The organism is Streptomyces sp. Je 1-4 4N24 (genome assembly GCF_026239515.1).
In the GTDB taxonomy this organism is placed as follows: domain Bacteria; phylum Actinomycetota; class Actinomycetes; order Streptomycetales; family Streptomycetaceae; genus Streptomyces; species Streptomyces nigrescens.
Genome location: NZ_CP110836.1, coordinates 7,942,928 through 7,964,201, shown reverse-complemented (window position 1 = coordinate 7,964,201; position 21,274 = coordinate 7,942,928). Strand labels below are relative to the sequence as shown.

The 21,274-nt window shown below is 70.7% G+C and carries 1 protein-coding gene; it reads right to left on the bottom strand.

Annotated features, from left to right (window positions below; genetic code table 11):
* Positions 1 to 27 precede the first annotated feature (27 nt).
* Positions 28 to 21,234 carry a type I polyketide synthase gene (locus SLV14N_RS34725; RefSeq protein ID WP_317633726.1) on the bottom strand — a complete coding sequence of 7,069 codons (21,207 nt, stop codon included), beginning with the start codon at positions 21,232 to 21,234 and terminating at the stop codon, positions 28 to 30.
* Between the last annotated feature and the right edge of the window lie 40 nt (positions 21,235 to 21,274).

The following is a 21,274-nucleotide window of genomic DNA, read 5'->3' as shown; positions in this document are numbered from 1 at the left end:
GACCGGCACGAAAAATGTTCTGGAAGGTCATGAGTTACCGAACTCCCGGTCAAAGACGTCCAGCAGTTCATCGGTGGAGGCGTCCCGGATATCGCTGTCCGTGTCGTCGCCGTATTCCGCCGCATCGCCGTCGCGGTACTGGCTCAGCGCACGCTCCAGCCGCTTGGTGATTTCCCTTCGGTCACCGCTCTCCGTGTGCAGCATCGAGAGACCGGCTTCCAGCTTTTCGATGGTGGCCAGCACCGTCGCGACCGGGTCGGGTTCATGCGCCACCACCTCGTCGAGGATGTGGCCCGCGAGCGCGGCGGAGGTCGGATAGTCGAAGATCAGAGTGGCCGGCAGCCGCAGACCGGTGGCGGTGTGCAACCGGTTGCGCAGCTCCACCGCGGTCAGCGAGTCGAAGCCCAGCTCGGTGAACTGCTGCTCCGCCTTCATCTTCGCGGTCTCCGCATGTCCGAGGACCGCGGCGACATGGGTGCGCACCAGATCGAGCACCATGCCGGACCGTTCGGCCGCCGGTACCGACCCCAGCCGCTCGCCCAGCGATACCTCCGCCACGGCCGGACCGGCTGCCGCCGCCCGTCGTGCGGGTGCCCGCACCACACCGCGCAGCACCGCGGGAATGTCCCCCGAGGCCGCCAGCTTCCGCGGGTCCAGGTCCATCGGGAGGACCACGGCCGGACCGGCCACGGTGGCCGCGTCGAGCAGTGCCACGCCCGCTTCGGAGGACAGCGGTACGAGCCCGCCGCTCCCGATGCGCCGCAGATCGGCCTCGCCGAGCTTTCCGGTCATCCCGCTGCTCTGCGCCCACAGGCCCCAGGGCAACGAGACCGCGGGGAGCCCCTCCGCACTCCGGTGCGCGGCGAGCGCGTCCAGGAAGGTGTTGGCTGCGGCGTAGTTGCCCTGTCCCGGGGCGCCGAGGATGCCGGCGACCGAGGAGAACAGGACGAACGCGGACAGGTCGTGATCCCGGGTGAGCTCGTGCAGGTTCCACGCCGCGTCGATCTTGGGGCTCAGCACACGGTCCACCCGGTCGGGGGTCAGCGAGGTGATCACCCCGTCGTCCGTGACCCCGGCGGTGTGCACCACCGCGGTCAGCGGAGCCTCCTCAGGAATACCGGCCAGCACTCCGGCGAGGGCGTCCCGGTCGGCCGCATCGCAGGCGAGGATCTCCACCCGGGCACCGGCTTCGGCGAGTTGGGCCCGCAGTTCCTCGGCGCCCGCGGCCGTCGGGCCGCTGCGGCTGGTCAGCAGCAGGTTCCGTACGCCGTGTGCGGTCACCAGGTGCCGCGCGACCTCGGCGCCCAGTACACCGGTACCGCCGGTGATGAGCACAGTCCCTCCGGTGTTCCACACCGGTGCGCTGTCCTGCCCGGCCGGTGGGAGCGCCGACAGGCGGGGCACCGAGAGGACTCCCCGGCGGATCGCGGCCTGCGGTTCACCGGCGGCGATCAGAGCGGGCAGCTTCGCCGGCGAGGCGTCCTCGTCATCGAGGTCGGCCAGCACGATCCGGTCCGGATGCTCCGACTGCGCGGAACGGATGAGGCCCCAGACCGGCGTGGTCGCCAGGTCAGCCGGTGCCCGGTCGAGTGAGACCGCGCCCCGGGTGAGGACGACCAGCCGGGCGCCTTCGAGACGTTCCTCGGCCAGCCAGGCCTGGACCGCGCCGAGGACACTGTGCACCGCCGCGCGGGCAGCGGCCGGCATCGCGTCGGACCCGGCCTCGGACACCGGCACCGATACCGGCAGCACCACCACATCCGGTGCCGGGTCCTGGCCCGCGGCCTTCGCCGGCTCCGGGCAGGTGCTGACGTCCACACCCGCCCGCCGCAAGGGTTCGGCGATCTTCTCGGCGTCCGGGCCGACCACGGTCCAGCTACCGGATACGGGTTCGGCGGCTTCCTCGACGACGTTCCAGGCGAGTTCGTACAGCGATCCGCGCCGCGTGGTGGTGCCGAGCTGTTCGGCCGGCACCGGTCGGGTCACCAGAGAATCGATGGTGGCCACCGGCGCACCGGTCTCGTCGGCCACCAGGACCTGCACCCCACCGTCCCCGGCCGGGGAGAGCCGCACCCGCAGTGCCGTCGCACCGACGGCGTGCAGCCGCACACCGGTCCAGGCGAACGGCAGCCCCGATGCGGCGTCGTCGAGCAGTCCGACGGTCTGCAGCCCGGCATCGAGCAGAGCCGGGTGCAGTGCGAACTTCGCCGCCTCGGCGGCCGTGTCCTCCGGGAGGGCCACCTCGGCGAACACCTCGTCACCGCGTCGCCAGGCCGCGCGCAGCCCCTGGAACGCCGGCCCGTACGCAAAGCCGACGGTGACCAGTTCCTCGTAGAACCCGTCCACCGGAATGCTCTCGGCATCCGCAGGCGGCCAGACGGTCTCGTCGAAGCGCACCGGCGTATCCGTGGCAGTGGTCAGTGTGCCGCTGGCGTTGCGGGTCCACTCCTGGTCGGGCTCGTTCTCGTTCCGGGAGAGCACCGCAAGTTCGCGGCGGCCGTCCTCCGCCGACTCCTCGCCCACCGTCACGCGAAGCTGCATTCCGCCGTGCGGCGGGAGAATCAGCGGGGCGTGCAGGGTGAGTTCGTCCAGGAGATCGCAGCCGACCTGGTCCCCGGCCTGGATGGCGAGTTCGACCAGCGCGGTTCCCGGCAGCAGGACGGTGTCCATGATGGCGTGATCGGCCAGCCAGGGATGCGTGGTCAGGGAGAGCCGCCCTGTGAGGACCACGGCGTCCGGCAGAGTGACCGCGGCACCGAGCAGCGGATGGTCCGCGGCGCCCAGCCCGATCGAGGACACATTTCCGCTCCCCGTGGTGGCCTGCAGCCAGTAGTTCTGCCGCTGGAACGCGTAGGTGGGCAGCGCCACCCGACGCGCGCCCGGGAACAGCGGGGCCCAGTCCACCGCGGCACCACGGGCCCACAACCCGCCCAGTGCGTCGATCAGCGCTCCGGGTTCGGGGCGGTCCTTGCGCAGGCTCGGCTGAAGGGTGATGGGGGCAGTGGTGGTCTCGGTCTCCGGCAGGCAGTCCTGACCCATGGCGCAGAGCACGCCGTCGGGGCCGAGTTCGAGGAACGTGGTCACGCCTTCGGCGTGCGCGGCCTGAATACCGTCGTGGAAGCGGACGGCCTCGCGGACATGACGCACCCAGTACTCCGGGTCGCGGAGTTCGACGGGGTCGGCGAGACGGCCGCTGACATTGGAGACCACCGGCAACTTTGCCTCGGAGTACGTGAGTTGCTCCAGGACCGTACGGAACTCGGCCAGCATCGGTTCCATGAGGGGTGAGTGGAAGGCGTGGCTCACGCGCAGCCGCTTGACCTTCCGGCCCTCCGCCTCCAGGGCGGTGATGACCTGCTCCACCTCGGCCTCGGCACCCGACAGGACGACGGACTCGGGGCCGTTGACGGCGGCGATGCCGACCTGGGCCCGTCCCTCCAGCAGCGGTACGACCTCGTCCTCCGACGCACGCACCGACACCATCACGCCACCGGCCGGCAGGGCCTGCATCAGCCGCCCACGCGCCGCGACCAGCTTCGCCGCGTCCGCCAGGGACCAGACGCCCGCCAGATAGGCAGCCGTGACCTCGCCGATGGAGTGGCCCAGCAGCACTGCGGGAGTCACACCATGGGACTCGACGAGACGGTAGAGCGAGACCTCCAGTGCGAACAGTGCCGCCTGGGCGTACTGCGTCTGGTCGAGAAGCCTCTCCTCACCATCGTCGGCCGCCGCCCAGACCACCTCACTCAGCGGCCGCGGCAGCAGACCATCCAGCTCCGCACACACCTCATCCCAGGCCCGCGCAAACACCGGATAGGTCTCATACAACTCCCGGCCCATCCCCAGCCGCTGCGCACCCTGACCCGTGAACAGCACACCGACCCGGCCATCGCCGGCGAGCGCTGTGGGGTGCTCGCCCGCGGCCAGTCGTCCGGCCGCGTCCAGCAGGGCATCCCGGTCCGCTCCCGTGATGACCGCCCGGTGCTCCAGAGCCGCTCGGGTGGTGGCCAGCGAGAACCCGATGTCGGCCGGGGCCAGTTCCGGGCGTTCGACGGCAAAGGTCACCAGCCGCTCCGCCTGCGCGTACAGGGCTTCCTGTGTACGTGCGGAGAGCGCCCAGGACAGCGCACCGGCCGGCCCGGTCTCGGGGGATCCGGCCTCGACAGTTTCGGTCGGGGCGGTTTCAGTCAGGGCCGTTTCGGTCTTGGCGGGTTCGTCTTCGGGAGCCTGCTCAAGGATGACGTGGGCGTTGGTGCCGCTGATCCCGAACGCGGAGATACCGGTCCGGCGCGGGCGGCCGGTCTCCGGCCACTTCCGTGCCTCGCTGAGCAGCTCCACCGCGCCCGCGGACCAGTCGACGTGCGGGGTGGGCTCGTCCACGTGCAGGGTCTTGGGCAGCAGCCCTTGCTGCAGCGCGAAGACCATCTTGATGATTCCGGCCGCACCGGCCGCGGCCTGGGTGTGCCCGATGTTGGACTTGACCGCACCGAGCCACAGGGGCTGGTCGGCGGGCCGGTTCTGCCCGTACGTGGCGAGCAGTGCCTGGGCCTCGATCGGGTCGCCCAGCGTCGTGCCGGTGCCGTGGGCCTCCACCGCGTCCACGTCGGACGGTTCGAGTCCGGCGTTGGCGAGTGCCTTCCGGATCACCCGCTGCTGCGAGGGACCGTTGGGGGCGGTGAGACCGTTGGACGCACCGTCCTGGTTCACCGCCGAACCCCGCACCACCGCCAGAATCGGATGACCGTTGCGCCGGGCGTCCGACAGCCGCTCCACCAGCACCATGCCGGCGCCTTCGGCCCAGCCGGTGCCGTCCGCCGCGGCGGCGAACGGCTTGCAGCGGCCGTCCACCGCGAGACCACGCTGGCGGGAGAACTCCACGAAGTTGCCCGGGGTGGCCATGACGCAGACACCACCGGCCAGGGCCATCGAGCACTCCCCCGAGCGCAGCGCCTGGATCGCCAGGTGCAGTGCCACCAGTGACGAGGAGCAGGCCGTGTCCACAGTCACTGCGGGCCCTTCGAGGCCGAGTGAGTAGGAGATGCGGCCGGAGAGCACGCTGCCCGCGCCACCGGTGGTCAGGTAGCCCTCGATGTCCTCGGGTACGTTTCCGTCGGCGGGCGCATAGTCGTGGTAGTTGATCCCGGTGAACACGCCTGTCTGGCTGCCGCTCAGGGCCAGCGGGTCGATGCCCGCGTGCTCGAAGGTCTCCCAGGCTGCCTCCAGCAGAATCCGCTGCTGCGGGTCGGCCGCCAGGGCCTCCCTGGGGCTGATCCCGAAGAAGCCGGCATCGAACTCGCCCGCGTCGTAAAGGAATCCGCCCTGCTGGGTGATGCTCTTCCCGGTTTCGGCGGAATCGCTGCCGAACAGGTTGTCCAGGTCCCAGCCGCGGTTGACGGGGAAGCCGGAGATGGCGTCCCCACCGCTGGTCACGAGCTGCCACAGGTCGTCCGGTGATGCCACCCCGCCGGGGTAGCGGCAGGCCATGCCGACGATCACGATGGGGTCGTCGTCGACCGGCCGGGCCACCGGGACGGTGGCGACCGGTGCGGCCACTGTGCCCAGCAGTTCCTCGCGCACATAGCGGGCGAGGGACTCCGGGTTCGGGTAGTCGAAGATCAGCGTGGCCGGCAGGGTCAGCCCGGTGGCCGCGTTCAGCCGGTTCCGCAGTTCGACCGCGGTGAGCGAATCGAAGCCGAGTTCCTTGAAGGCCCGGGTGGTCCCCACGGCGTCGCCGCCGTCGTAGCCGAGTACGGCGGAGGCCTGCCGACGGACCAGTTCCACCAAGGCCCGCTCGCGCTCCGCCTCGGTCATCGGGCGCAGTCGCTCGGCAAGGGTGTCGGCCGTGGCACTGCCGGTGGCCACGGCACGGCGCCGGACCCGCACCAGGCTGCGCAGGAGCGACGGGACCTCGCCGGTGGCGGCGATGGTGTTGAGGTCGAGGTGTGCGGACAGCGCAACCGTCTGCCCCGTGGCCATGACCGCGTCGAACAGCGCGGTGCCCTCGGCCTGGCCGAGCGGGATGAGCCCGCCCCGGGCCATGCGCCGCAGGTCGGTGTCGCTCAGCTGCCCGGTCATGCCGCTGGCGTCCGCCCACAGGCCCCAGGCCAGGGAGGTACCCGGCCGACCGCTGAGGCGACGGTGCTGAGCAAGCGCATCCAGGAACGTGTTCGCCGCCGCGTAACTGCCCTGTCCCGCACTGCCGAGCACACCGGCAGCGGACGAGAACAGGACGAACGCGGTCAGGTCCAGGTCCTGGGTCAGCTCGTGCAGGTTCCAGGCCGCGTCGACCTTCGGCCGCAGAACGGTGTCGACGCGTTCAGGAGTCAGCGACCCGATCACGCCGTCGTCCAAGACACCGGCCGTGTGCACCACACCGGTCAGCGGCCTCTCGGCGGGGATGCCTGCCAGCAGCGCCGCCAGTGCCTCCCGGTCAGCGGCGTCACACGCCACGACCTCAACCCGGGCACCCAGATCCGTCAGCTCGGACCGCAACTCCTGTGCGCCGTCAGCCTCCAAGCCACGTCGGCTGGTCAACACCAGGCTGCGAACGCCGTGTTCAGCGATCAGATGCCGGGCGAACAGCGCTCCCAGCGTTCCGGTACCACCGGTGATCAGCACCGTTCCCTCGGTGTCCCACACCGGCGCGCCGTCCGCGTCCGACGGCTCGGACCGCGCCAGCCGCGGCACGGAAACCACCCCGGCCCGGACCGCCAACTGCGGCTCACCCGAAGCAACCGCCGCGGCGATGGCGTCCACCGAGGCCGGACGCTCATCAAGATCGAGGAGCACGAACTGGTCCGGGTTCTCGGTCTGCGCGGAACGCAGCAGACCCCATACCGCGGCACCCACTGCATCCAGCGACTCCCCCACCACCGAAACGGCACCGCGAGTGGCCACTATCAGCTTCGAACGGACACAACGCTCATCGGCCAGCCAGGACTGCACCGTTTCCAGCACTCGCCCCACCGTGGCACGTACAGCCGCCGGGACCTCCGGCGCACCATCCGCGCCACCCGAGCCCTCCGCGCCAGGCACCGCAAGCACCACACACTCCGGCACCTCCACAAGCTCACTCAGCACGTCCGCAGTCGACGCGCCCAACGCCGCAGCCAACGCCACGTCATCGCCCAGCAACGCCCACGAACCCGCCACCGGCCCGGACCCGAGCGGCAACGCCGACCACTCCACCCCGAAGAGCGAATCCCGGTGCCCCGGGCCGGCAACAGCCACTTCCTCCTCGGAGACCGTCGTCCAGGTGATGGATTCGGCCGCGGCGACCACCTCGCCCTCGTGGTCGGCGGCGACGAGTGCGTAACCGTCCGCAACGCTTGAGAGCTTGACCCGCAGGGAGGTCGCGCCCTCGGCGAACAGCGTCACACCGGTCCACTGAGTGGCGAGTTTCGTCCCGTCCACGGCTTCCTGGCGAGTGACCGGGTGCAGCGCGGCGTCGAGCAGCGCAGGGTGCAGACCGAATCGGCCCGCCTCGCCCTCGTTCTCCTCCGTCAGGGCGACCTCGGCGAACAGGTCCGCGCCGCGGCGCCAGGCCGCCCGCACGTTCTCGAACACCGGGCCATGGGTGATACCTGCGGCGGCGAGTTCGTCGTAGAGCCCGTCCACCGTCAGGGTGTCGGCGCCCGCCGGGGGCCAGGCAGCTTCACCGAAAGCGACCGGCGCGGCTCCCACTGCCAGTACACCGGTGGCGTGCCGGACCCAAGGCAGATCGGCTTCGGCGTCCTCATTGCGGGAGAACACCGCCAGCTCCCGGCGCCCGTCCGCATCGGACTCGCCAACGGTGACACGGAGCTGGATCCCACCGCCTTCCGGCAGAAGGGGCGGAGCCAGAACGGTGAGTTCTTCCAGACGGTCGCAGCCGACCTGGTCCCCGGCCCGAATGGCCAGCTCGACCAGGGCCGAACTCGGCAGCACCACGGCGCCGAGTACGGAGTGATCGGCCAGCCAGGGGTGCGTGGCCAGGGACAGCCGCCCGGTGAACAGGTAGCCATCGGACTCGGGCAGGGCCACGGCCGCGCCCAGCAGGGGATGCTGAGAGTCCGCCTGGCCGAGGCCCGAGGCGTCACCGGCCGCGACCACCGTGGCGGGCCAGTAGCGCTTGTGCTGGAAGGCGTAGGTGGGCAGATCGACCCGACGTCCGGACGGCAGCAGGGTGCCCCAGTCCACCGGGACGCCGTGCGCCCAAAGCTGGCCGAGCGACTGCGCGAAACGAGACCAGCCACCCTCGTCGCGACGCAGAGTGCCCGTCACCACTACAGGGCTGCCGACCTTTTGCGCGGTGTCTTCGATCCCCGGAGTCAGGACGGGGTGCGCACTGCACTCCACGAACACTCCGTGCCCGTCGGCAACCAGCGCCTGGATCGCTTCCTCGAACCGCACGGTGTTGCGGAGATTCTCGAACCAGTACCCCGCATCCAGCTCCTCACCGGAGACGACCGAGGCATTCACCGCGGAGTAGAACGGAACCCGCCCCTGGCCAGGGCTCACCTCGGCCAGGACCGTCGCAAGCTCCTCGCGCAGCTCCTCGACCTGCGCACCGTGCGAGGCGTAATCCACCGGAACCTGCCGAGCCCGCACCTCCTGCTCAGCACACTCCGCCAGCAGTTCCTGCAAAGCCTCGGGCTCGCCTGAAACCACAGTCGACGACGGGCCGTTGATAGCGGCGATAGATATCCGCTCGCCCCACTTGGCGATGCGCTCCTGCACCCCCTCACGCGAACCGGCAACCGAGACCATGCCACCGCGCCCGGCAAGAACCCGCCCAATGGCCTGACTGCGCAACGCCACCACCCGGGCACCATCACGCAAGGACAAAATCCCGGCGACGCAGGCCGCGGCAATCTCACCCTGAGAGTGCCCCACCACAGCAGCAGGCACCACACCGCAGTCCTCCCAGACCGCAGCCAGCGACACCATCACCGCCCACAGGACAGGCTGAACCACATCAACCCGCGCCAGCATGTCCTCATCCGCATCCGACAGCACAGCCATCAGATCCCAGGACGCGAACTCCGACAGCGCCTCAGCACAGTCACCCATCCGACCCGCGAACACCGGGGACGTAGCGAGCAGTTCATCCGCCATGCCCAACCACTGCGAACCCTGACCGGGGAACACCAACACCGCGCCAGAAGCCGCCGTAGCCGCCACACCGCCGCGCACCGCACCCGGCCCCTCCAGGCCATCGGCGAGACCACGCAGGCCACTCAGCAACTGATCCTTGTCAGCACCGACCACCACAGCCCGATGCTCCAACTCCGCCCGCGTGCTCAGCAGAGAGAAACCCACATCAGCCAGACCCAGCTCCGGACGGCCCTCCACAAAAGACACCAACCGGCCCGCCTGAGCCGCCAACGCCTGCTCCGAACGCGCCGACAGCACCCAGGGAAGAACCCCGGGCCGTGTCTCCTCCTCAACCGGCTCCGCCGGCGCCTCTTCAGGTGCCTGCTCCAGCACCACATGCGCGTTCGTCCCGCTGATGCCGAACGACGAGACACCCGCTCGGCGGGGACGGCCGGTGTCCGGCCACTGGCGCGCCTCGGCGAGCAGTTCGACCGCGCCGGAAGCCCAGTCCACATGCGGGGAGGGCTCGTCCACGTGCAGCGACTTGGGCAGGACGCCCTGCCGCATCGCGAGGATCATCTTCATCACGCCGGCGGCGCCGGCCGCGGCCTGGGTGTGCCCGATGTTGGACTTGATGGAGCCCAGCCACAGCGGCTGGTCCTCCGGGCGGTCCTGGCCGTAGGTGGCCAGCAGCGCCTGGGCCTCGATCGGGTCACCGAGCCTCGTACCGGTGCCATGGGCCTCCACCGCGTCCACCTCGGACGGGGACAGCCGTGCACCGGCGAGTGCCTGCCGGATCACCCGCTGCTGCGACGGGCCGTTCGGGGCGGTCAGACCGTTGGACGCACCGTCCTGGTTCACCGCCGAGCCCCGGACGACCGCCAGGACACGATGTCCGTTGCGCCGGGCGTCCGAGAGGCGCTCCACGAGCAGCATGCCGACGCCCTCGCCCCAGCCCGTACCGTCGGCGGCCGCGGCGAACGGCTTGCAGCGGCCGTCCGCGGACAGGCCGCGCTGCCGGGAGAAGTCGATGAACGTATCCGGGGTGGCCATCACGGTCACGCCTCCGGCCAGGGCCAGCGAGCACTCCCCGGACCGCAGCGCCTGCACCGCGAAGTGCAGGGCCACCAGGGAGGACGAGCACGCGGTGTCCACGGTGACCGCGGGCCCTTCGAACCCGAAGGAGTAGGCCAGCCGGCCGGACGTCACGCTGCCGGAGTTGCCGGTGCCCATGAAGCCTTCGACGCCCTCGCCCACGGACTGCAGCTGGTGGACGTAGTCGTGGTACATGAGCCCGGCGTACACGCCGGTCGGGGTGCCGCGCAGGGTGGTCGGGTCGATGCCCGCGCTCTCCAGGGCCTCCCAGGACGTTTCCAGCAGGAGGCGCTGCTGCGGGTCCATGGCCAGGGCCTCGTTCGGGCTGATCCCGAAGAAGGTGGGATCGAAGTCCGCGGCACCGTCCAGGAAACCTCCCTCGCGCGTGTACGAGGTGCCCTGGTGGTCGGGGTCCGGGTGATAGAGAGCGTCGAGGTTCCAGCCGCGGTCGCCGGGGAAGGCGGAGATGCCGTCCCGCCCGGATTCCAGCATGCGCCAGAGATCCTCGGGGCTGTGGACGTTCCCGGGGAGGTGGCAGGCCATACCGATGATGGCGATGGGTTCGTCCACCGTCGTGCTGGTGGCGACGCTGGTGACCGCGGGCTGATCACGGCCCCCGACCAGCTCGTCGCGCAGATGGTCCAGCAGCGCGGCCGGGGTCGGGTAGTCGAACACCAAGGTGGCGGGAAGCCGGAGGCCGGTGGCCGAGTTGAGCCGGTTCCGGAGTTCGACCGCGGTCAGCGAGTCGAATCCGAGGTCCTTGAAGACCTGGTCGATACGGACCGCACCGGAGTTCTCGTAGCCCAGTACGGCAGCCACCTGCGTGGTCACCAGGTCGAGCAGCAGCTCCTCGCGTTCCTCGACGGGCAGGCCGAGCAGGCGGTCGCCCAGCGAGCCGGCCGAGGTGGCCTCGGCGGCGCTGCGACGTACGGGAGCCCGCACCACTCCTCGCAGGATCGCCGGCACCGCGCCGGAGGCGGCGAGCGCCCGCGCGTCCAGCCTGATCGGTGCGACCACGGCCTCACCGGTGCCGACGGCCGCGTCGAACAGCGCGGTGCCGTCGGCCACGGAGATCGGCAGGAACCCGTCCGCGGCCATCCGCCGCAGATGGGTGTCGTCGACCTGGCCGGTCATGCCGCTGGTGTCCGCCCACGGCCCCCAGGCCAGGGACACACCCGTCAGCCCCGCAGCGTGGCGGTGCTGAGCGAGCGCGTCGAGGAAGGAGTTGGCAGCGGCGTAGTTGCCCTGCCCGGCGCTGCCGAGCACACCGGCAGCCGACGAGAACACCACGAACGCCGACAGGTCCAGATCCTGGGTCAGCTCATGCAGGTTCCAGGCCGCGTCCACCTTCGGCCGCAGCACGGCATGGACGCGCTCCGGAGTCAGCGATCCGATCACGCCGTCGTCCAGGACACCCGCCGTGTGCACCACGCCGGTCAGCGGCACGTCGGCGGGGATGGCGGCCAGCAGCGCCGCCAGCGCCTCCCGGTCAGCGGCGTCACACGCCACGACCTCAACCCGGGCACCCAGATCCGTCAGCTCGGACCGCAACTCCCTGGCGCCGTCGGCCTCCAGACCGCGACGACTGGTCAACACCAGGCTACGAACGCCATGTTCGGCCACCAGGTGCCGGGCGAACAGCGCGCCCAGGTTCCCGGTGCCACCGGTGATCAGCACCGTGCCCTCGGTGTCCCACACCGGCGCACCGTCCGCCCCGGACGACACGGTCCGCGCCAGCCGCGGCGCGGAAGCCACCCCGTCCCGGACCGCCAACTGCGGCTCACCCGAGCCCACAGCCGCACGGACGGCCTCCAGCGAACCCGCCGCACCGTCCACATCGATCAGAACGAACCGGCCGGGATTCTCCGACTGCGCCGACCGCACCAGCCCCCACACGGCGGCCGCCGCCACATCGACCGGCTCGCCGGCCACCGAGACCGCGCCCCGGGTCACCACCACCAGCGTCGAACCGTCACACCGCTCATCCGCCAACCACTGCTGTACCCGCTGCAACGCCTCGGTCGTGGCCCCGCGCACCGAGCCCGGAACCCCCGCGCTCGCGCCCGTCTCCACTTCCGGGGACCAGGCCACATGACCAGGCACAACTTCCGCAGCCGGATCCAGGACCCCCACACCCAGACCAGCCGCCGGCGCCACATCCTCGTCGGCCACCGCCCACGAGCCGTCAACGTCCCCTGCGGGCAAGGCGATCTGCGCCCATTCCACCCCGAACAACGCGTCCTGGTGTGCGCCACCGGCGCGCACGAGCTGCCCGGCGGCGGGCACCGGCCGGGTGGTCAGGGAGTCGATGGTGGCCACCGGGGCGCCGGTGTCATCGGCCGCCAGGATCCGTATCCCACCGTCACCCGTCGGCGTCAGCCTGGCGCGCAAGGAGGCTGCGCCGACGGCGTGCAGGCGCACACCGGCCCAGGCGAACGGGAGACCGGGACCGTCCGTACCGAGTTCCTCGCTCAGACCGAAGGTCTGCAGTACGGCGTCGAGCAGGGCAGGGTGCAGCCCGAACTCCGCCGCCTCCTCGGCCGCGTCCTCAGGCAGCGCGACCTCGACGAACACCTCCCCGCCGCGTCGCCAGGCAGCCCGCACCCCTTGGAACACCGGGCCGTAGCCGAATCCGGCGGCGACGAGTTCCGCGTAGAAGCCGTCCACGGAGACGGCCTCGGCTCCGGCCGGAGGCCAGGCCGCTTCACCGAGGTCCGGGACCGCGGTGGCACCCGCAGTGGTCAGCGTCCCCAGCGCGTGCTGGGTCCACGGTTCCTCGCTGTCCTCGCCACGGGAGAACATGGCCAGCTCGCGTCGGCCGTGGGCGTCCGGGCCGCTCACGGTGATCTGGATCTGGATTCCGCCGCGCGACGGGATGATCATGGGCGCCTGAAGAGTCAGTTCCTCCAGCAGATCGCAGCCGACCTCGTCCCCGGCCCGGATGGCGAGCTCGACCAGCGCGGTTCCGGGCACCAGGACGGTGTCCATGACGGCGTGGTCGGCCAGCCAGGGGTGGGTGGCCAGGGACAGCCGGCCGGTGAAGAGGAAACCGTCGGACCCGGGCAGCGGCACCGCGGCACTCAGCAGCGGGTGATCCGCCGCGCCCAGACCGGCGGAGGTCATATCGCCCGCAACCGCGCCGCTGCGGTCCAGCCAGTACCGCTGCCGCTGGAACGCGTACGTGGGCAGCGCCACCCGGCGGGCGCCGGGGAAGAACGTCGCCCAGTCCACCGCGACACCCCGCGCGTAGACGGCGCCCAGCGCCTGGAGAACCGCTTCCGGCTCGGCCCGGTTCTTGCGCAGGCTCGACTGAAGGGTGACGGTGGCGGTCTCCGGCAGAGTGTCCTGGCCCATGGCGGAGAGCACGCCGTCGGGGCCGAGTTCGAGGAAGGTGGTCACGCCTTCGGCGTGCGCGGCCTGAATACCGTCGTGGAAGCGGACGGCCTCGCGGACATGACGCACCCAGTACTCCGGGTCGCGGAGTTCGACGGGCTCGGCGAGACGGCCGGTCACATTCGACACCACCGGCAACTGAGCGTCGGAGAAGGTGAGTTGCTCCACGACCGCACGGAAGTCCGCCAGCATCGGCTCCATCAGCGGCGAGTGGAAGGCGTGGCTCACCCGCAGCCGCTTGACCTTGCGGCCCTCCGCCTCCAGAGCAGTGACGACCTGCTCCACCTCGGCCTCGGCACCCGACAGGACGACGGACTCGGGGCCGTTGACGGCAGCGATGCCGACCTGCTCCCGGCCCTCCAGCAGCGGTACGACCGCGTCCTCCGACGCCCGCACCGACACCATCACACCACCGGCCGGCAGGGCCTGCATCAGCCGCCCACGCGCCGCGACCAGCTTCGCCGCATCCGCCAGCGACCACACACCGGCCAGATAGGCAGCCGTCACCTCACCAATCGAGTGGCCCAGCAACACATCCGGCGTCACACCATGGGACTCGACGAGACGGTAGAGCGAGACCTCCAGTGCGAACAGCGCCGCCTGCGCATACTGCGTCTGATCGAGCAGATCTCCCTCGCCCCAGACCACCTCACCCAGCGGCCGCGGCAGCAGACCATCCAGCTCCGCACACACCTCATCCCAGGCCCGCGCAAACACCGGATAGGTCTCATACAACTCCCGGCCCATGCCCAGTCGCTGCGCACCCTGACCGGTGAACAACACACCGACCCGGCCGTCACCAGCCGCCGGACCAGTCGCCGGACCAGTCGCCGAAGACACATTCCCCAGAGCCGCAAGCAGCGACTCCCGGTCCGCACCCGTGACCACGGCACGGTATTCCAGCCCCGCACGACTGGTCGCAAGAGAAAACCCGACGTCAGCAAGCCCCAGCTCCGAACGCCCAGCCGCCCACGCCGCAAGACGCTCCGCCTGACCCGCCAACGCCTGCGGAGAACGAGCAGAAAGCACCCACGGCACCGGCCCCGCCACCACCGCAGCAACCGACTCCGCCCGCTCCACCTCAGGCGCCTGCTCCAGCACCACATGCGCATTCGTCCCACTGATGCCGAACGACGACACACCCGCCCGACGGGGACGGCCGGTGTCCGGCCACTCCTGTGCTTCGGCGAGGAGCTCGACGGCACCCGAGGACCAGTCGACATGCGGGGTGGGCTCGTCCAGGTGCAGGGTCTTGGGCAGGATCCCCTGTCGCATGGCGAGGACCATCTTCATCAGGCCCGCGACGCCTGCCGCGGCCTGGGTGTGGCCGAGGTTGGACTTGATCGCACCGAGCCACAGTGGCTGGTCGGCGGGCCGGTTCTGCCCGTACGTGGCGAGCAGCGCCTGGGCCTCGATCGGGTCGCCCAGCCGCGTACCGGTGCCGTGCGCCTCCACCGCGTCCACCTCGGACGGGGACAGCCCCGCGCCGGCCAGCGCCTGCCGGATCACCCGCTGCTGCGAGGGACCGTTCGGGGCGGTCAGACCGTTGGACGCACCGTCCTGGTTCACCGCCGAACCCCGTACCACCGCAAGGACCGTATGGCCGTTACGGCGGGCATCGGAGAGCCGCTCCACGAGCAGCATGCCGACGCCCTCGCCCCAGCCGGTGCCGTCCGCGGCGGCGGCGAACGGCTTGCAGCGGCCGTCCGCCGCGAGACCGCGCTGCCGGGAGAAGTCGACGAAGGTGTCGGGGGTGGACATCACCGAGACACCGCCGGCCAGGGCCATCGAGCACTCCCCGGACCGCAGCGCCTGCATCGCCCAGTGCAATGCCACCAGCGAGGCCGAGCACGCCGTGTCCACGGTGACCGCGGGCCCCTCGAAGCCGAACACGTACGAGACCCGGCCCGATACCACGCTGGCCGAGGTTCCGGTGATCAGGTAGCCGTCCGCGTTGTCCGCACCCTGGGCGAGGACCGTTCCGTAGTCCTGGCCGTTGGTGCCGACAAAGACACCGGCGTCGCTGCCGCGCAGGGTGGTCGGGTCGATGCCCGCGTTCTCCAGGGTCTCCCAGGAGGTTTCCAGCAGCAGCCGCTGCTGCGGATCCATCGCGGTCGCCTCACGCGGCGAGACCCCGAAGAAGCCGGCGTCGAATTCCCCGGCATTGCCGAGGAAGCCGCCCTCGCGCACATACGAGGTGCCCTTGTGCTCCGGGTCCGGGTGATACAGCCGCTCCACGTCCCAGCCACGGTCGGCCGGGAAGTCACCGATGGCGTCGCCGCCACGTGCCAGCAGGTCCCACAGTGCCTCGGGGCTGTCGATCCCGCCGGGGAACCGGCAGGCCATTCCGACGATGGCGATGGGCTCGTCGTCCACGGCTGCCGTGGGCCGTACCGCAGGGAGGGCGGTCTGCCCTCCGAGCAGTTCCTCCCGGAGATGGCGCACCATCGCGCCCGGGGTGGGGTAGTCGAAGATCAGCGTGGCCGGAAGCCGCAGACCGGTGGCGTTGTCCATCCGGTTGCGCAGTTCCACCGCGGTGAGTGAATCGAACCCGAGGTCCTTGAACGCCCGGGACGCGTCGAGCCCACTGCTGCCGGAGTAGCCCAGCACCAGGGCGACCTGGGCGGTGACGAGGTCCAGCAGAGCGCGGTCCTGATCTGCCTTCGTCAGCCCGGCGAGACGGTCCCGCAAGGTGTGACCCGCACCGCCGCCGGCCGCGGCGGTGCGCCGCCTCATCGGTACGAGGCCGTGCAGGATCGCCGGCACCGAGGGCGCGGCGGCAAGCGCCCGGAAGTCGAGGTGGATCGGTACGGCCAGCGACGGTTCCGCGCCGACCGCCGCGTCGAACAGGGCCACGCCGTCGGCCGTGGAGACCGGCAGCACACCGTCGGCCGCCATACGCCGCAGGTCGGTGTCGCTCAGCTGCCCGGTCATGCCGCTGGCGTCCGCCCACAGGCCCCAGGCCAGGGAGGTACCCGGCTGTCCACTGAGGCGACGGTGCTGAGCAAGCCCGTCGAGGAACGTATTCGCCGCGGCGTAGTTGCCCTGTCCGGCGCTGCCGAGCACACCGGCAGCGGACGAGAACACCACGAACGCCGTCAGGTCCAGGTCCTGGGTCAGCTCGTGCAGGTTCCAGGCCGCGTCGACCTTGGGCCGCAGAGCGGTGTCGAGGCGTTCAGGAGTCAGCGACCCGATCACGCCGTCGTCCAGGACACCGGCCGTGTGCACCACACCGGTCAGCGGCCTCTCGGCGGGGATGTCTGCCAGCAGCGCCGTCAGTGCCTCCCGGTCAGCGGCGTCACACGCCACGACCTCAACCCGGGCACCCAGATCCGTCAGCTCGGACTGCAACTCACGGGCACTCGGGGCCTCCAGACCACGGCGACTGGTCAACACCAAACTCTGGACGCCGTGTTCGGATACGAGATGCCGGGCGAACAGCGCTCCCAGCGTTCCCGTGCCACCGGTGATCAGCACCGTGCCCTCGGTGCCCCACACCGGCGCACGCTCGGCCTCGGACGGTACGGCCCGAACCAGTCGCGGCACGGAAACAACCCCGTCCCGGACCGCCAACTGCGGCTCACCCGAAGCAACCGCCGCGGCAATCACATCCACCGAGGTCTGACGCTCATCAAGGTCAAGAAGAACGAACTGGTCCGGATTCTCGCTCTGTGCGGAGCGCAGCAGACCCCACACCGCGGAACCCACCGCATCCAACGGCTCCCCCGCCACCGAAACGGCACCGCGGGTCACCACCACCAGCTTCGAACGAGCGCAACGCTCATCGGCCAGCCAGGACTGGACACTCTCCAGCACCCGACCCACCGTGGCACGCACCGCCGCCGGCACGTCCAGCGCACCCTCCGCGCCATCCGAGCCCTCCGCTCCCTCCGCGCCAGGCACCGCAAGCACCACACACTCCGGCACCTCCACAAGCTCACTCAGCGCGTCCGCAGTCGACGCACCCAACGCCGCAGCCAGCGCCACGTCATCACCCAGCACCGCCCACGAACCCGCCACCGACCCGGATCCGAGCGGCAACACCGACCACTCCACCCCGAAGAGCGAATCCCGGTGTCGCACATCGGTGTGCGCGAACTGCTCGGCGGAGACCGCCTCCCACGCCACCGCGTCCGCCGAGGCCACCAGGCCGCCGGCCTCGTCCGTCGCGGTCAGCGCATAGCGGTCACCGGCCTTGGTCAGCCGCACCCGCAACGACACCGCACCGACCGCGTGCAGCCGCACCCCGGACCAGGAGACGGGCAACCGCAGCGTGCCGGTCACCGGCTGCAGGGCAGCGTCCAGCAATGCCGGATGCAACCCGAACTCGCCCGCCTGATCGGCCGTTTCTTCGGGCAGCGCAACCTCGGCGAAGACCTCATCGCCACGACGCCACATCGCGCGCACGCCGCCGAACACCGGCCCGTGCCCGAAGCCCGCAGCCGCCAGCTCCCCGTAGAGCCCCTCCACGGAGACGGCTTCCGCGTCGGCCGGTGGCCATACCGGCGCGTCGAAGCTCCCGGCGGGTGAACCCGCGGCCAGCACGCCGTCGGCATGCCGGGTCCAGGCCTCGTCCACCGCTTCCTCATCGCGGGCGAACACCGCAACCTCACGGCGACCGTCCACTCCGGACTGGCCGAGCGCGACCCGGAGCTGCACTCCGCCACGTTCGGGCAGGATCAGCGGCGCCCGTACGGTGAGTTCCTCCAGCAGGTCGCAGCCGACCTGGTCCCCGGCCCGGATGGCGAGTTCGACCAGGGCCGAGCCCGGCAGCACGGCGGCGCCGAGTACGGAGTGGTCGGCAAGCCAGGGGTGGGTGGCCAGGGACAGCCGGCCGGTGAAGAGGAAGCCGTCCGAATCCGGCAGGGCGACGGCGGCGCTGAGCAGCGGGTGATCCGCGGGGCCCAGGCCGGCAGCGGTCATATCGCCGGTGCCCACGCCACTGCGGTCCAGCCAGTACCGCTGCCGCTGGAAGGCATAGGTCGGCAGCGCCACCCGACGGGCGCCGGGGAAGAACGTCGCCCAGTCCACCTCGACACCCCGGGCATAGGCAGCGCCCAGCGCCTGGAGGACGGACTCCGGCTCGGACCGGTCCTTGCGCAGACCGGAGAGGAAGGCCGCGGGGGTGCCCTCGACCTCACGAAGGCAGTCCTGTCCCATGGCGGAGAGCACGCCGTCCGGACCCAGTTCGAGGAAAGTGGTCACGCCGTCGGCGTACGCGGCCCGGATACCGTCATGGAAACGGACGGCCTCGCGGACATGCCGCACCCAGTACTCCGGGTCACGGAGTTCGGAGGGCTCGGCGAGACGGCCGGTCACATTCGACACCACCGGCAACTGAGCGTCGGAGAAGGTGAGTTGCTCCACGACCGCGCGGAAGTCCGACAGCATCGGCTCCATGAGGGGTGAGTGGAAGGCGTGGCTCACCCGCAGCCGCTTGACCTTGCGGCCCTCCGCCTCCAGAGCGGCGACGACCTGCTCGACCTCCGCCTCGGCGCCCGAGAGGACTATGGACTCGGGGCCGTTGACGGCAGCGATCCCGACCTGCTCCCGGCCCTCCAGCAGCGGTACGACCTCGTCCTCCGACGCCCGCACCGACACCATCACACCACCGGCCGGCAGGGCCTGCATCAGCCGCCCACGCGCCGCGACCAGCTTCGCCGCATCCACCAGCGACCACACACCGGCCAGATAGGCAGCCGTGACCTCGCCGATGGAGTGGCCCAGCAACACATCCGGCGTCACACCATGGGACTCGACGAGACGGAAGAGAGCGACCTCCAGTGCGAACAGTGCCGCCTGGGCGTACTGCGTCTGGTCGAGAAGCCCCTGCTCACCATCGTCGGCCGCCGCCCAGACCACCTCACTCAGCGGCCGCGGCAGCAGACCATCCAGCTCCCCGCACACCTCATCCCAGGCCCGCGCAAACACCGGATAGGTCTCATACAGCTCCCGGCCCATTCCCAGTCGCTGCGCGCCCTGACCGGTGAACAACACACCGACCCGGCCATCACCAGCCACCGGACCAGCCACCGGACCAGTCGCCGAAGACACATTCCCCAGAGCCGCAAGCAGCGACTCCCGGTCCGCACCCGTGACCACGGCACGGTATTCCAGCCCCGCACGACTGGTCGCAAGAGAAAACCCGACGTCAGCAAGCCCCAGCTCCGAACGCCCAGCCGCCCACGCCGCAAGACGCTCCGCCTGACCCGCCAACGCCTGCGGAGAACGAGCAGACAACACCCACGGCACCGGCCCCGCCACCACCGCAGCAACCGACTCCGCCCGCTCCACCTCAGGCGCCTGCTCCAGCACCACATGCGCATTCGTCCCACTGATGCCGAACGACGACACACCCGCCCGACGGGGCTGATCGCCCTCGGGCCAGTCCCTGGCCTCCGTCAGCAGCTCCACCGCGCCCGCGGACCAGTCCACATGCGACGACGGCTGGTCGATGTGCAGGCTCTTGGGCAGCACACCGTTCCGCAGTGCCATGACCATCTTGATGACACCGGCCGCACCGGCCGCGGCCTGACTGTGTCCGATATTGGACTTGACCGTACCCAGCCACAGCGGCCGGTCCTCCGGGCGGTCCTGGCCGTACGTGGCCAGCAGCGCCTGCGCCTCGATCGGGTCGCCCAGGGTCGTACCGGTGCCGTGCGCCTCCACCGCGTCCACCTGGCCGGCGGCCACTCCCGCGTTGGCGAGCGCCTGGTCGATGACGCGCTGCTGCGAGGGACCGTTCGGCGCGGTCAATCCATTCGAGGCACCGTCCTGGTTCACCGCCGAACCCCGTACCACCGCAAGGATCGGATGACCATTGCGCTCGGCGTCCGACAGCCGCTCCACCAGCAGTATTCCGGCGCCTTCGGAGAGCACCGTGCCGTCGGCACCCGTTCCGAACGCCCTGACCTCACCGCTGCGCGCCAGGTTCTGCTGGCGGCTGAAGTCGACGAAGGTGACCGGGGTGGACATCACGGTGACGCCGCCGGCCAGCGCCATCGAGCATTCGCCGGACCGCAGCGCCTGGATCGCGAGGTGGAGGGCGACCAGCGAGGAGGAACAGGCGGTGTCCACCGATACGGCCGGACCTTCGAGTCCGAACAGATAGGCAACCCGGCCGGAGAAAATGCTGCCGTCGGAACCGCTGCCGAGAAAGGCAGCCACTTCCTCCGACGCACCGGAAACCCCGGTCCCGTAGTCGTGGTACATGACTCCGGCGAAGACCCCGGTTTTGCTTCCCTTCAGCGAGAGGGGGTCGATGCCGGCGCGTTCGATGGCTTCCCAGGACACCTCCAGCATCAGCCGCTGCTGCGGGTCCATGGCCAGCGCTTCGCGCGGGGAGATGCCGAAGAATGCCGGGTCGAACTCCGCGGCCTCGTGCAGGAATCCGCCCTGCCGGACGTAAGAGGTACCGCGGTTCCCGGGGTCCGGGTTGTAGAGCGAGTCAATATCCCAGCCACGGTCGGCGGGGAAGTCGGTGATGCCGTTTTCGCCCCGGGAGACCAGTTCCCAGAGATCCTCCGGCGACGACACCCCGCCCGGGTACCGGCAGGCCATTCCGACGATCGCGATCGGCTCGGATTCGAGCTCCCAGACGCGACGGCGGCTCTCTCGCAGGTCGATCGCCGCCTGCTTCAGATACTCGACAAGCTTCTCGTTGTTCGTCACCTGCACCGGCCCCCTCAGGCTGGAAAGAATGTGGACAGAA